The 14,009-nt window shown below is 65.3% G+C and carries 11 protein-coding genes; 6 read left to right on the top strand and 5 right to left on the bottom strand.

Annotation, left to right across the window (positions count from 1 at the left end; all coding sequences use genetic code 11):
• Nucleotides 1-63: 63 nt before the first annotated feature.
• The 4 genes from QNO03_RS07090 to QNO03_RS07075 form a co-directional block, all read right to left on the bottom strand.
• Complete coding sequence (locus tag QNO03_RS07090) at nt 64-1,044, bottom strand: DUF2332 domain-containing protein (protein ID WP_289602758.1); 981 nt, start codon at nt 1,042-1,044, stop codon at nt 64-66.
• A 1-nt stretch (nt 1,045) separates the two neighbouring features.
• Nucleotides 1,046-1,507: a type II 3-dehydroquinate dehydratase gene (aroQ, locus tag QNO03_RS07085; protein ID WP_229946908.1), complete on the bottom strand. Its 462-nt coding sequence runs from the start codon at nt 1,505-1,507 to the stop codon at nt 1,046-1,048.
• A 19-nt stretch (nt 1,508-1,526) separates the two neighbouring features.
• The gene (locus QNO03_RS07080; protein ID WP_289602754.1) at nt 1,527-2,861 is read right to left on the bottom strand and encodes an MFS transporter; all 1,335 of its coding nucleotides are present in this window, start codon (nt 2,859-2,861) and stop codon (nt 1,527-1,529) included.
• 91 nt (nt 2,862-2,952) lie between these two features.
• Nucleotides 2,953-3,510, bottom strand: coding sequence for a TetR/AcrR family transcriptional regulator (locus QNO03_RS07075; RefSeq protein WP_289602752.1), 558 nt, complete (start codon nt 3,508-3,510; stop codon nt 2,953-2,955).
• A 153-nt stretch (nt 3,511-3,663) separates the two neighbouring features.
• Between QNO03_RS07075 and QNO03_RS07070 the strand changes: the two genes are divergently transcribed.
• Nucleotides 3,664-4,086, top strand: a complete 423-nt coding sequence (locus tag QNO03_RS07070) for an organic hydroperoxide resistance protein (RefSeq protein ID WP_289602750.1) — start codon at nt 3,664-3,666, stop codon at nt 4,084-4,086.
• 72 nt (nt 4,087-4,158) lie between these two features.
• On the opposite strand, the gene acs is transcribed toward QNO03_RS07070, so the two are convergent.
• Nucleotides 4,159-6,147 carry an acetate--CoA ligase gene (acs, locus tag QNO03_RS07065; RefSeq protein ID WP_289602747.1) on the bottom strand — a complete coding sequence of 663 codons (1,989 nt, stop codon included), beginning with the start codon at nt 6,145-6,147 and terminating at the stop codon, nt 4,159-4,161.
• A gap of 300 nt (nt 6,148-6,447) precedes the next feature.
• Between acs and QNO03_RS07060 the strand changes: the two genes are divergently transcribed.
• From QNO03_RS07060 to QNO03_RS07040, 5 genes are all read left to right on the top strand, one after another.
• Nucleotides 6,448-7,734 (top strand): hypothetical protein, encoded by a 1,287-nt coding sequence (locus QNO03_RS07060; RefSeq protein ID WP_289602745.1) that lies wholly within the window; start codon nt 6,448-6,450, stop codon nt 7,732-7,734.
• A 56-nt stretch (nt 7,735-7,790) separates the two neighbouring features.
• Nucleotides 7,791-8,588: an endonuclease III gene (gene nth, locus QNO03_RS07055; protein ID WP_289602744.1), complete on the top strand. Its 798-nt coding sequence runs from the start codon at nt 7,791-7,793 to the stop codon at nt 8,586-8,588.
• Nucleotides 8,585-9,268 (top strand): NUDIX hydrolase, encoded by a 684-nt coding sequence (locus QNO03_RS07050; protein ID WP_289602742.1) that lies wholly within the window; start codon nt 8,585-8,587, stop codon nt 9,266-9,268. The genes nth and QNO03_RS07050 overlap by 4 nt, the downstream gene beginning before the upstream one ends.
• Before the next feature lie 241 nt (nt 9,269-9,509).
• Entirely contained in the window at nt 9,510-11,618 is a 2,109-nt protein-coding gene (locus tag QNO03_RS07045; protein WP_289602740.1) for an acyltransferase family protein, read from the top strand.
• Between the two features lie 240 nt (nt 11,619-11,858).
• Entirely contained in the window at nt 11,859-13,994 is a 2,136-nt protein-coding gene (locus QNO03_RS07040) for an acyltransferase family protein (RefSeq protein ID WP_289602738.1), read from the top strand.
• Nucleotides 13,995-14,009: the final 15 nt, after the last annotated feature.

The raw sequence follows: 14,009 nt of genomic DNA, 5'->3' as shown, positions 1-14,009 counted from the left end.
AACGCCCGGCCGCTGGCCCGCCCGGACTTGAGACCGGGCTGCGCACGGGACGCAAATGACCGGCTAGAGCCAGTCGAGCGACTGCCCGTGCGGCCCGGTCCGGGCCACGGCCCTGCCGTTGTGCCGCAGCAGGAACAGTCCCGGCTCCGTTCCGGCTTCCGTTGCCTCCGGTCCCGGCATCACCCCGGGGCCTTCGTTGGAGAGCCAATGCACGGGGCGTCCGGGAACACCGAGGTAAGCGGATACGGTGTCCCCGAAAACCTCCCGGTCCGCCTTCGGAACGTAGGCCAGGACAGCCGTGTGGAACACCACCACGGCTGCCTCCGCAGGCGCGGCGTCGATCAGGCCGGCTATCTCTGCTTTCAGGTCGCCCTGGACTATCCGGGCGGGGGACCCGGCCGCGGCTTCGGCCGCAGCCCGCAGGCGGACCCTGCGGTCCTCCATGCCCGGCCAGATCAAGGCATCCAGCCAGTCCACGTCTCCGGGATCGGCGGGGTCCAGCGGGGATAAATCAACCCCGGCCCGGTGGATGATCTCGGGACAGGCCTGCGGCAGCGGCGGGTTGCCGGTGGTTACGCAGTCCAGGACCAGGTCCGCGAGGCCCGGATCGTTGATGACCGCACCGCCGTCGTACCGGTACCCATAGTGGTCCGGATACAGGCACAGCCCCGCAGAGGCGCCGACTTCGATCAGCGCCAGCGGGTGCCCCTCCGTACGGGCGATTCGGGCGAGCAGGGGGAGGAGCACAGCGCAGCGCCCGGGCTCATTGGTCTGAGTGCTCCGGCGCAGGATGACGGACCGGATCTCGTCCCAGCGCTCCTTCAGGAAGGATCTGAACTGCGGGTAGGGTCCCACGCCGGTGCCGCAGCTGCGGGCGGCCGCCAGGACGAGGTTGGGCTGCCGTTTGTGTTCCGGAAGCCTGTCGATGAGCTCCAGCACCTCCGGGTCCGTGCTGATGCCCTCGGTCCACTGTTCGTAGACAGTTGACGATCCCCGGGCCTCAACCCGGGCAAAACGTCCATACCGGTCCGCAGTGGAGTCCATGTTATTTCCCGGTGGGCTCCGCGGACTCGATCAGGTACTCCACCGCCATCCGGTAGCCGCTGATTCCCGCGCCGCAGATCACGGCCTGCGCCACTGCGGAAACGAACGAGTGATGGCGGAACTCCTCGCGCCGGTGGATATTGCTCAAATGCACTTCCACCACCGGCAGCTCCACTCCGGACAGCGCGTCGGGAATGGCCACCGATGTGTGGCTGTAGGCGCCGGGATTGATGACGATGCCGTCCGCCGTACCGCGCGCGGCATGGATGGCGTCGATCAGATGCCCTTCATGGTTGGACTGGACGCAGTCCACCGTCCAGCCCCGGGCTGTGGCGGCAGCTGCCGCCACAGCCTCAACATCGGCCAGGGTGGAGCTGCCGTAGATCGCCGGTTCACGGGTGCCCAACAGGTTCAGGTTGGGTCCGTTGAGGATCAGGAGCTTGCGCGTGCCGGTGGTAGTCATGGCTTAACTATGCCGGAGGTCATACCCCTGCCGACACAGTTGCCTCCGTGTTGCGCCGGGTCATCCGCTGCGCGGCCAGCGCTCCGGCGATGGTGATCACGGACATCAGGGCCAGGACGACGCCGGGATGCCACCAGGCGCCGTCGGTTGCCGTGGAGAATGCCTGGGTAATGGAGGGGGTGAACCCGGAGAGGATGCCGGCAATGCTGTAGGCCAGGGACATGGCGGTGAACCCCGTGCGGGCGGGGAACAGATCGGCCATCAGCCCGCCCAGGGCAGCCCAGGCGGCGGTCGGGGCGATGCCGCCGATCAGGATGGTCAGGATGTAGACCGGCGTGGTGGCGTTGCTGATGATGAAGTACAGCGGGAAGGAAATCAGCAGCGTGGCGACGGCGCCGGCCAGCACCATCCGCGCCGAACCGATCCGGTTGGCCAGGAAGCCGAACGCCGGGATGGTCGCCAGCTGCAGCACGGAACCGACCAATGCTGCGTTTAGGACAGTGGACTCGGACAGGCCCAGGACGGAGATGCCATAGGACTGGGTGTACGTGGTCATCAGGAAGTAGGAACCGATGCCCAGCAACGCGGCCGAGGCCGCCACCAGGACGGCAAGCCACTGGGTGCGGAGAACCTCCAGCAGCGGAACCCGGGTGATCTGGTGGGACTTGGCAACACCCTTGAACACCGGGGTTTCGTCGATGGCCAGACGCATGTACAACGCGATGCCCATAAACGGGAAGGCGAGCAGGAACGGAATGCGCCAGACGCCGGCGGCCAGGGTCTCATCCGAGACCTGGGTCAGCAGCAGGAAGATGCCGGTGACCAGGATGGTGCCCACCGGGGAGCCGATCTGTGGGATGGCGGCGTAGAGGGCGCGCTTGCGGGGAGCGGCGTGTTCGGTGGCGATGAGGATGGAACCGCCCCATTCACCGCCGACGGCAAGTCCCTGGAGCAGGCGCAGCAGCACCAGGAGCAGCGGCGCCCAGATGCCGATGGTGTTGTAGTCCGGCAGCAGGCCGACGGCGCCGGTGGCCACACCCATCAGCACGATGGTTCCGATGAGGGACGTCTTGCGGCCTACCCGGTCACCGATATGGCCGAAGATGATGGCACCCAGGGGCCGGGCGATGAAGCCCATGCCCAGCGTCAGGAAGGACAGGAGGATGCCTGTCGCGGCGTCCACGTCGGGAAAGAAGATCCGGTTAAGGATCAGCGCAGCGGCGGTGCCGAAAACATAAAAGTCGTAGGACTCCAGGGCAGTGCCGATGAAAGAGGCACCCGCTACTTTGCGGGCCATCTTGGAAGACTCAGGGGAGGGGGCGGCCGGTGCGGCCGCTGCGGGTGAAGTAGACACGACAAGGAATTGTCCTATCCGGGTCCGGTTTCACCAAGCCGGTGAGTCCAACATCACATCCGGGCTTATCGGCAGCCTGCGGCGGGTACGTTTATTTCGGGAGGTGGGGGAGGATCAGAGCCTTGCCGGCCGTCGCCAGTGCCTGCCCGACGGAGGTGCCGTCCGTGACATAGCCGTGGACCATGGCGCCGTCCCGGAGCATCAGGAGCTGGTCTGCGAGGGCTTCGGTATCCCTGATGCCGAGCTGCTGCAGCCGTTGGGTGACCAGGGAATGCAGCCAGGCGCGGTGTTCAGAAATGACGGCACGGACGGGGTGGCCGGGATCTGTGTATTCCGCGGCAGCATTGATGAAGGGACAGCCCCGGAAGCCTGCGGAGCAGGCCTCCGTCCCCATGGCTTCGGCGAACTGTCGCAGTCCTGCGCAGGGATCGGGATCCAGATCAGCTGCGCGCGCCCGCATCAGGGTGGACTGCTCCTGCAGATAGGCCACCACCAGGTCATCTTTGGAGCGGAAGTAACGGTAGAAGGTCACCTTCGCGGTCCCGGCAGCAGCGATGACCCTGTCCGCGCTGACCGCACGGATGCCTTCGGTATAAAACAGGGCGGAAGCCTGTTCCAGGATCCGCTCCCGCACGGTTTGCGCTGACATTGGTGTTCTCCTGTTTCCTTGCTTCACCAGGGTTCTACGGCGGCATCCGCAGCTGCCGCAGACTTCATCCGTTTGCAGTAGACGTACTAGTTCGTCTACCTTGAATCCTACATGCTTTCCCCCACCGAAGGCTTCCCCATTAAAGGAGTTCCCATGAGCGCTTTGTACACCGCAGCTGCCACCGCAACCGGCGACGGACGCAACGGCGAGGCCCGCACCAGCGACGGCAAGCTCGAAGTGAACCTGTCCACTCCCACCGAAATGGGCGGTTCCGGCGAGGGAACGAACCCGGAGCAGCTCTTTGCCACCGGATACGCCGCCTGCTTCCTCTCCGCCCTGAAGATGATTGCCCGCGCGGAGAAGGCGCCGATCTCCGATGCCGCCGTGACCGCCGATGTCAGCATCTACAAGAACGACGACGGCGGCTTCAAGCTGGGCGTTGAACTGCACGTGGAGATGTCCGGCGTCGACGAAGGCACTGCGGAGAAGCTGACCCAGGCCGCCCACCAGGTCTGCCCGTACTCCAATGCCACCCGCGGCAATATCGAGGTGGACCTGGACGTCACCGTCGGCTAGCGCCCGCAGACACCACGACGGCAGGTGTCCTCCCCGGTCCGGGGGAGGGCACCTGCCGTCGTTGGTGGTGGACTACTTCTTGAGGGAAGCCGCGATCTGCTGCATCACCGTGTTGTCCGCGAGCGTGCTGGAATCGCCTGCTTCGCGTCCTTCGGCGACGTCCTTGAGCAGGCGGCGCATGATTTTGCCGCTGCGGGTCTTGGGTAGTTCGGGAACCACCAGGATGTGCCGCGGCTTGGCGATCGGGCCGATCTCCTTGCCCACATGGTTCCGCAGGGTCGTGACAATGTCGTCGTCGTCCTTCGCACTGCCGCGCAGGATGACGAAGGCCACCACGGCCTCGCCGGTGGTTTCGTCCGCAGCACCGACGACGGCGGCTTCGGCCACGGACGGGTGGCTGACCAGGGCCGACTCGATTTCCGTGGTGGACAGCCGGTGCCCGGAGACATTCATGACGTCGTCCACCCGGCCCAGGAGCCAGATGTCGCCGTCCTCGTCCCTCTTGGCGCCGTCGCCGGCGAAGTACATGTTGTCGAACCGGGACCAGTAGGTCTGCTTGAAGCGTTCCGGGTCTCCCCAGATGCCGCGCAGCATGGACGGCCAGGGTTCCTTCACCACGAGGAAACCGCCGGATCCGTTGGGTACCGATTCGCCCATCTCGTCGACCACGTCCACCGAAATGCCCGGCACGGCAACCTGGGCCGAGCCCGGCTTGGTGGCCGTCACTCCCGGCATCGGGGCGATCATGTGCGCGCCCGTCTCGGTCTGCCACCAGGTGTCCACGATGGGTGCGGGATGTTCCTTCTTGCCGCCGTTGGCACCGATGACCTGCCGGTACCACATCCATGCCTCGGGGTTGATGGGTTCACCCACGGACCCAAGTACCCGGATGGAGTCGAGGTTGTACTTCTGCGGGATGTCGCGGCCCCACTTCATGCAGGTGCGGATCGCGGTGGGCGCGGTGTACAGGATCGAGACCTTGTACTTCTCCACCAGTTCCCACCAGCGCCCCTGGTGCGGGGTGTCCGGCGTGCCTTCGTAAATCAGCTGCGTGGCTCCGTTAACCAGCGGGGCGTAGGCGACGTAACTGTGGCCGGTGACCCAGCCGATGTCCGCGGTGCACCAGTACACGTCCGTCTCCGGGTGCAGATCGAAGGTGTTCAGGTGGGTGAACGCCGTCTGGGTGAGGAAACCGCCCGTGGTGTGCAGGATGCCCTTGGGCTTACCTGTGGTTCCGGAGGTGTAGAGGATGAACAGCGGGTGCTCGGAGTCGTGGCCCACGGGGGTGTGTTCGGCGTCTGCCGAGTCAACGACGTCGTGCCACCACCGGTCCAGTCCATCGTTCCACTGAACGGGTTCGCTGTTGCGGCGGACCACGAGGACGTTCTGCACGGTGTGGCCGTCTTTGGCCAGTGCTTCGTCCACTGCCGGCTTCAGGGCGGTGGGCTTGCCGCGGCGGTAGGAACCGTCCGCAGTGACCACAAGCTTCGCTTCGGCGTCGTCGATCCGGCTGCGCAGCGCTTCGGCGGAGAAACCGCCGAAGACGACCGAGTGCACTGCCCCGATCCGGGCGCAGGCCAGCATGGTGATCAACGCTTCCGGGATCATCGGCAGGTACACCGCTACGCGGTCACCCTTGCTGACGCCCAGGGACTCGAAGGCGTTCGCCGCCTTTTTTACTTCCTCGGTCAGCTGCGCGTAGGTATAGGTCCGGGTATCCCCGGGTTCGCCCTCGAAGTGGATGGCCACCCGGTCGCCGCGGCCCTCTTCGACGTGCCGGTCCAGGGCGTTGTATGCGGCGTTCAGCTTGCCGCCCACAAACCACTTGGCGAACGGTGCATCCGTCCAATCGAGGGTCTGGGTGAAATCCTGTTCCCAGCTGAGGATGTTCCTGGCCTGACGGGCCCAGAACTCGTGACCCTCCGCTGCCGCTTCCTCATACAAGGACGGCTGGGCCACCGCCGATGCCGCGAACTCGGTGCTCGGAGGGAAGCTCCGGTGTTCATGCAGCAGGTTCTCGAAGGCGTCTCCGTGCTTCTTTGCAGGGGACTGATCAGACATGGTTGAACCCTTTCACGTCGCTGAAATCCAGCACCAAAAGATCGTGCATGGTTGCCAACCACCCTATCGCCGGATTTCGACCAGTGTGTCCGGGGTCACTTAATCGAATGCAAAACGGCTCGATTATGCGGTGAGCGGTATGTCACTCCCTACGGGACGCGCCGTCGCCCGGCTAGTCTGCTCCGCCGTCCATGATTAGGCTGTCAGGAGGAAGCAACCGCCTACGGACCGTAGATGCGGCCTACCGTTCTGCGGCGCACCTGTGCGGTGCAGCGACGGGAGTCGTGAATGGAGATCAGTATGAACAACCCCCCTGTTGAGAATGAGGCCCGCGCCATGGCCGGATCTTCCGAAACCGGTGGACACCCCTCCGCATCGGACAAGGGCGTGCAGGCGCACCCCAGTGCCGCCGGCCAGGAGGCGCACCCCGGTGCCGCCGGCCAGGAGGCCCTCGCCGGCCCGTTCGGCCTGCGTGACATTGCCGTGATCGGTTCCGTTCTCGTGATGCTCGTGGGCAGCATCCTGCCCTTCTTCACGGTGACCCGCCTCGGGTTCGAAGAGGACTTCAACCTCTGGAGCGCGTTCTCCCTGTTCTTCATCGGCATCGGAATCCTGCTGCCCCTGGTGGTCGCAGGCCTGTTTGCCGGCCGCCGGCTCGCCCCGGGCATGAAGCCGCGCGTCGGCTCCCTGTCCCTGGACCAGTTCGCCTCCGTGACCGCGGTACTGGCCCTCGCCTTCTTCTTCCTCCAGACGGTGACGGATTTCAGCGTCGGCGCGATGGTTGCCCTGATCGGTTCCCTGGGCCTGGTGGTGTCCACCACCCTGGCGCCGCACCTGCCGTTCTTCGCCCGGGAATTCAAGGACCGCCCCGAAGCCGCCGCCGCGCTGACGGCCCGTAACGCCGTGCCGCTCCGTCCGCGTCCTGCGCGTCCGAAGCCGGAGCCGACCGGCACGGACAATGCAGGCAGCGCCCGCCGCTTCCCGAACCCGCTGCGCCGCAGCGAGGCGGACGCCCGCACCACTGTGCACGGTGCACCGCACCAGGGCGGAACTGACGGAATTGCCGGCGCTGGCGGCACCGCCGTCGTCGGGACCTCTTCCCCCGGCGCCTCCGCCGCTGCCCCGGCCACGCAGGCCCAGTCCGCCGCGGCCCCCGCGACGCACGCGGCCCCCGCAACGCACGCAGCCCCGGCAACGCAGGCCCAGCCCACTGCCGCGCCGGCCTCCGGCCTGCACGCCGAAGAGCCCCTGGCCGCCACCACCGTGAACCCCGTCGTCCGCGATGCGGGTGCCAGCGGTGTCGAAGCCTCCGGTGCACACGAAGTGGAATCCACCCCGGCGGAGCCGATTACCGCCACGCGCAACGAGTCCGAGCCCGTTGTGGAGGCCTTCTGGTTCGCCGTTGGCACACCCCGCCAGATTGTCGACGAGCGGACCGGCCTGCCGCTGTTTATGTTCCACCCGGGTGACTGGGAACTGGGGCTGGAGGACCGCGGCGACGAATTCCTCGTCCAGGACAAGCGCACGGGACGCATTGGCGTGCTGCGCGACCTGAGCAACATCGAACGCGTCGACGCCGACCAGTAGATTTTCGGCCCCCGTGGCCACCAGCAGCACGACCGCCAGCAGAAGGACACCAATAAGTGGCAAAGGCAACCGGCAGCGACCCGTCCCTCCTCGCATTGAAACGGAGGGCGCGGCGCATTAACCGGCTGCTCGGCGAGGCCTACCCCTACGCCGTTGCCGAACTGGACTTCACCAACGCGTTCGAGCTGCTGGTGGCCACTGTGCTTTCGGCCCAGACCACCGACATCCGGGTCAACGCCGTCACGCCCATCCTGTTTGCCCGTTATCCGGATGCCAAGGCAATGGCCGAGGCCGACGAGGAGACTCTGCAGGAGATCATCCGGCCTACCGGATTCTTCCGCGCAAAATCCGCGAGTGTAAAAGCCTTGTCGACCCGGTTGGTGGATGAGTTTGACGGTCAGGTGCCGGACCGGCTCGAAGACCTGGTCACCCTGCCCGGCGTCGGGCGCAAGACCGCGAACGTGGTGCTCGGCAATGCCTTCGGCATTCCCGGTATCACTGTGGACACGCACTTTGGGCGTCTCTCCCGCCGGTTCGGCTGGACCACCGCCACGGACCCGGTCAAGGTCGAGGAAGAGGTCGCGGCGCTGTTCGAGCCCCGGGACTGGACGCCGCTCTCCAACCGGGTGGTGTTCCACGGCCGCCGTGTCTGCCATGCCAAGAAGCCCGCCTGCGGGGCCTGCCCCGTCGCGCAGCTGTGCCCGTCCTACGGGGAGGGAGAGACTGATCCCGTGAAGGCCCGGAAACTGCTGAAGTATGAGCTCGCCCCAGGACGCGAGGAGCTGCATGCCCGGATGATGGCTGCGGAAACCCGTGCGCAGCTGCGGGCCGCGGGCTTCGGACTGGAAGCATGAGCGTTCTCGCGGACCTTGAAGCGCTGGCCGCCGGGGCTGCCGCCGGCACGACGCACTTCAACGTCCACATTGACCAGCTGCGCAGCAGCGTGGACCCCGCCACGGCGCGTGCGGCGGCAGTGTTGATCCTCTTCGGCGTCCTGGACAGCCGACCCGCTGACTTCTCTGCCGAGGCCGTCCCCGGCGACGTCGACGTGCTGCTGGTTGAACGGGCAGCCACGCTCAACGACCATCCCGGCCAGGTCGCCTTCCCCGGCGGGTCGGTGGATGCCTCGGACGCCTCGGTGGTGGCCGCTGCCCTGCGCGAAGCGGAGGAAGAGACCGGACTGGATCCCGCCGGTGTCCGGGTCCTCGGTGCGCTGCCGCCGGTAGGGCTGCCGGTCAGCAACTTCCTGGTCACCCCCGTCCTGGGCTGGTGGGATAAACCGACGCCGGTGGACGTCGTCGACTACGGCGAGTCCGCGTCGGTGTTCCGGGTCCCGGTGGCGGACCTGCTTAACCCGGAGAACCGCCGCACTGCCGTCCTGCCGGGCCGTAAGGGTGCTCCCCGGACCCCTGCCTTCCTGGTCAACGGGGTGCTGGTGTGGGGATTCACCGGCATTATCCTTTCGAGCCTGCTCGACGAGCTGGGCTGGACCCAGCCGTGGGATGAGGGCCGGGAAATCGTTCCCAAGCTCTAGACACGAGCGGTCATGGCTTCGGTGAGAGCGCCGTCAAGGTAATGTGATATCCGTTACCGCGCACCTAGCGGTAGAACGATCACAAAACCGCCTGGTATGCCGCCCTGTCTCGGGTCCGGCAGGCGCGTCGACCGCGGGCGCTGCCTCTCCCTGGCGGTAACGGACTTGGATAGCGAAGCTAGAGGGCGTCGGCGGTGCGCTTGGGGGAAGCGTGGCCGTTGCGAGTCTCAGTGTCACAGTCGTGCGCGCCGGCGCTGGCCGGCATTTGTCGAGCGGGATCCGCGGAGCGGGACCGCAGGCCCACGGCTTCCGCACCGACATCCAGGCGCTGCGTGCCCTGGCAGTGGGGCTGGTGGTCCTGAACCATCTTTGGCCGCTTCGCCTGCCTGGCGGCTACGTCGGGGTGGACGTCTTCTTTGTCATTTCAGGGTTCCTCATCACCTCGCATCTGTACCGTGAAATCCAAACATCAGGGAAGATCCGGTTAGCTGCCTTTTACTCGCGGCGGGCACGCAGGCTATTCCCCGCAGCCTTCCTCGTTCTCGCCGCGTCCATGCTCCTCGCCGTGCTGTTCCTGCCTTATCCGCGCTGGATCACCACCGCCCAGGAAGTACTGGCCAGCGTCTTCTACGTGGAGAATTGGCTGTTGGCTGCGAAGAGTGTGGATTATTCGGCGATGACGGAATCTGCGTCCGCAGTCCAGCATTACTGGTCCCTCTCAGTGGAAGAACAGTTCTACCTTTTCTGGCCGCTCGCAATTGTGTTGTTCGCTTTCCTTGCCCGCTGGCTGAGGATGTCAATGCGCTACGTACTGCTGGCCGGTGTGTTCGCCGTCGCGGCAGTCTCGCTTACGGCCAGCATTTATCTGACAGCAGTTACGCCCGCCCAAGCGTACTTTGCTACTCCGGCACGGGTGTGGGAATTTGCTGCGGGTGCCCTGATTGCCCTGGCCGGGGTACGGCTGGCTTCCCTGAAGCTCAGTAGTCTCCTTGCCATCGCCGGGTTCGCCTTGATCCTTGCCAGCGCCCTGGCCTACGACGGGCAGACCCCCTTCCCGGGCTGGACCGCTGTGGTGCCCGTGGCGGGGACGGCATTGGTTATTGTGGCCGGTACCGGCGGCGGGCGCCTGTCACACAACCGGCTGACGGCGTCGGCGCCGGTGCAGTTCTTCGGGAAGATCTCCTATTCGCTGTATCTCTGGCACTGGCCGTTGATAGTTGCTGCACCTTTCGCTCTCGGGGTTGTGCCGACGGCGCCCTACAAACTGGCGGTGCTGGCCGCTGCGGTCCTGCTTTCCTGGGTGACGAAGAAGTGGGTGGAGGATCGGTGGATCACCCGCCCCGGAGGCCGACGGTCGAAGGTCCGGGAGCATGGTTTCGGTCGTGCGCTGTGCGGCATGCTGGCCGTGGCTGCCGTTGCAGGTTTACTGGCCGGCAGCGGCGCGGTTAAGGAACGGCAGGCTGTTGAACTGGCGGCTACGGGAGCCGCGGGACCCTGCTATGGTCCGGCCGCGATCGATAACCGGGACTGCGGTGATCCGTTCTCGGCCCCGGTCGCAATGCCGCACATGGGTGTCGAGAACGAGTACGGGCGCCTCCCCGCAGAATGCGGAAAACCGAAAGACATGCTTTTGGAGGGAGGTGGTCCATCATCCTGCGACTTTTCCGGCGGCAACCCCGAGGCGGAGGTCGTCTGGGTCGCTGGGGACTCGCATGCCGTGCAATGGATGGCACCAATCGCCGCAATCGCTCAGGAACGGGGATGGATGCTCAAATGGTCCAACGCCGCAGGATGTCCCCTCGTGGAAGCATCCATTGTTTCCATACGGGGAGAGCCGGTACCAACGGACGCTGCAGAGCACTGCCGGCGCTGGAACCGGGCACTCGTCGACGCCGTCGAAGCGGACAAACCTGACCGAGTATTCGTGGCGATGTTCGCGGCCGCTGAGCACATCGACGATGGAAGCGGACAGTCACAAACGGATCAGTATGCCAGAGGACTGGCACTGGATTGGAAACGCTGGGTAGACGTCGGAATCACGGTGATACCTGTCACCGATCCGCCCTTAAACGGATCGGTGCGGAGCCTCGATTGCCTTGCCCTTAACGCCGCCACTCCTACCGCATGCGCCGTGCCGCGCGATCAGGCACTGGGCATCAATCCGTTCGTCGAAGCTGCGGCAATGGTGGACAGCCCGAGTGTGCGGCCGCTTGACCTCACAGACTACTTCTGCGATCTCCACAAGTGCTACAGCGCCGTAGGCGGAGTATCGGTGTACTTCGATGCTGACCATCTCAATGCCCAGTATGCACAGGCCCTGGCCGGGCACTTCACTGCGGTGCTGGATTAGCAGGTTCTACACAGCCAACGCGCGCGCATCACCTCGCCGTGCAGGAAGCCGACCGGCGTCACGGTATTGTTTGTAAGCGTTGTGCCGCCATTGCTGCGGCAGAACCAAACGGAAACTGTTCTGGTGACGCCGCCCTGCACTGGGGCTGCAGGTGCGTGTCGACCGCCGACGCCGCTTCATCCGGCAGTACAGCTAATCTTTGGAAACGAAGCAGATGCCGGCGGTGCGTTGGGGGAACTTGTGGTCGATCTCAGCCTGAAGGCTGTGGGCACCCGTGTAGGCGGAGGCGCCCGCCATATGGCAGCAGGCACCGGCGGAGATGGTCGGCAAACGGGCCGCTTCCGTACCGACATCCAAGCCCTGCGGGCGCTGGCCGTGGGGCTGGTGGTACTTAACCACCTTTGGCCGCTGCGCCTTCCCGGCGGGTACGTGGGTGTGGATGTCTTCTTCGTCATCTCGGGGTACCTCATTTCGTCCCATTTGCTCCGGGAAATCCAGGCGTCCGGCAAAGTCCGCCTGGGGGTTTTCTACTCCCGGAGGGCACGGCGGCTCTTCCCCGCAGCATTTCTGGTCCTCGGCGGGTCAATGCTCCTGGCCGTGTTGTTCCTGCCTTATCCCCGCTGGATCACCACCGCCCAGGAAGTCCTCGCCAGCGTCTTCTACGTGGAAAACTGGCTGCTGGCGGCAAAGAGTGTCGATTACTCCGCAATGACGGAGTCGGCATCAGCCGTGCAGCACTACTGGTCCCTTTCAGTGGAAGAACAGTTCTACCTGTTCTGGCCGCTCCTGTTGGTCCTGTTAGCCGGTATGGCCAAGCGAGGTGGAACCTCTATCCGGCGGACGCTGATGGCCGGAGTCTCCGCGGTGGCGGTCGTGTCACTCGGTATCAGTATCTACATGACGGAAACCGCTTCCGCCCAGTCCTACTTTGCGACCCCGACACGGGTGTGGGAGTTTGCGGCGGGAGCCCTGATTGCCCTTGTGGGTGTCCGGCTGGTTTCCTTGGCACTGCGCAACCTCCTGGCCGTCTCAGGTTTTGCGTTGATCCTCGCCAGCGCCCTGATTTACGACACGCAGACCCCGTTCCCCGGCTGGACCGCATTGGCTCCCGTTGCTGGAACGGCATTGGTAATCATTGCCGGAACGGGTGAAGGACGTTTGGCGCACAGCGTTCTCACGGGACTGCGGCCGGTGCAGTTCATCGGGAAGATTTCCTATTCCCTATATCTTTGGCACTGGCCACTCATAGTGGCGGCACCCTTTGCCCTTGAGGTTGAGCCCACCGCACCCCACAAGCTGGCCATGCTGGCCGTCGCCATTCTCCTCGCCTGGGCGACGAAGCAGTGGGTGGAGGATCGGTGGATTGGGGGTGGCCAGCACAAGACGCCACGGGGCCGCGGTTTCGGGCTTCCGGTTACGGGAATGCTCGTCACCGCACTCGTAGCGGGCCTGCTCGCCGGCGCCGGGGTACTGAAGGAGCGGCAGGCGGTGGAGTTGGCTGCCGCGGGTATCGACGGACCCTGCTATGGACCTGCGGCCATCGGCAATCGAAACTGCGGTGACCCGTTCACGGTTCCTGTAGCTGTGCCGCACATGGGACCCGAGAACGAGTATTGGCACATGCCTGAAGAGTGCGGAGAGCCCAAGGACCTGTTGGTGGAAGGCGGCGAGCCGCCATCATGTGATTTCTCGGGCGGTGATCCCGAGGCCGACGTGGTCTGGGTGGTGGGTGATTCGCACGCTCAGCAGTGGATGCCGGCGGTTGCCGAAGTCGCCCGGGAACGCGGCTGGCTGGTTAAGTGGACGCTTCGCGGCGCCTGTCCATTCGTGGATGTGCCCGCTGTTTCCTTCAATGGAGCTGACCTGGCGCAAACGGAGCGGGAATCCTGTGCCCACTGGTCGAGGGTGGCTGCCGAGGCCATCGAAGAGGACCGGCCCGAAATGGTGTTCCTGAGCACGTTTGGCGACCAGGAAGTCATCGACGACGGAACAGGCCGCGCCCAGAGTGAGCAGTACACGGACGGCCTCGTCCGTGACTGGCAGCGATGGGTGAACGCGGAGATCACCGTTGTTCCCATCACCGATCCGCCGCTGAACGGCATCGTCCGGAGCCCGGAGTGCCTGGTCTTCAACGCAGAGGACCCGGCCGCCTGCGCCGTCCCGCGGGAACAAGCGCTGGGGATGGACCCGTTCGCCCCAGCGGTGGCCCGGATAGACAGTCCGCTGGTAAAGCCTGTCGATCTTACCGACTATTTCTGTGATCGGCAGAACTGCTTCAGCGCCGTGGGCGGAGTGGGCGTGTACTTCGACGCCAACCACCTCAACGCCAAGTATGTCGAGGCTCTGTCAGGGCACTTAGCGGAGCTGCTGGACTAACCTGTGCAGTGCCGG

This window comes from Arthrobacter sp. zg-Y877, assembly GCF_030373105.1.
Lineage (GTDB): Bacteria > Actinomycetota > Actinomycetes > Actinomycetales > Micrococcaceae > Arthrobacter_B.
Note: the sequence above shows the minus strand (reverse complement) of the source record. Positions and strands in the feature narration are given on the sequence as shown.

Coding starts and splice junctions, on each gene's coding strand:
- aroQ (WP_229946908.1), bottom strand. CDS start 1,507: ATGACTACCACCGGCACGCGCAAGCTCCTGATCCTCAACGGACCCAAC.
- QNO03_RS07075 (WP_289602752.1), bottom strand. CDS start 3,510: ATGTCAGCGCAAACCGTGCGGGAGCGGATCCTGGAACAGGCTTCCGCC.
- acs (WP_289602747.1), bottom strand. CDS start 6,147: ATGTCTGATCAGTCCCCTGCAAAGAAGCACGGAGACGCCTTCGAGAAC.
- QNO03_RS07070 (WP_289602750.1), top strand. CDS start 3,664: ATGAGCGCTTTGTACACCGCAGCTGCCACCGCAACCGGCGACGGACGC.
- QNO03_RS07050 (WP_289602742.1), top strand. CDS start 8,585: ATGAGCGTTCTCGCGGACCTTGAAGCGCTGGCCGCCGGGGCTGCCGCC.
- QNO03_RS07090 (WP_289602758.1), bottom strand. CDS start 1,044: ATGGACTCCACTGCGGACCGGTATGGACGTTTTGCCCGGGTTGAGGCC.
- QNO03_RS07060 (WP_289602745.1), top strand. CDS start 6,448: ATGAACAACCCCCCTGTTGAGAATGAGGCCCGCGCCATGGCCGGATCT.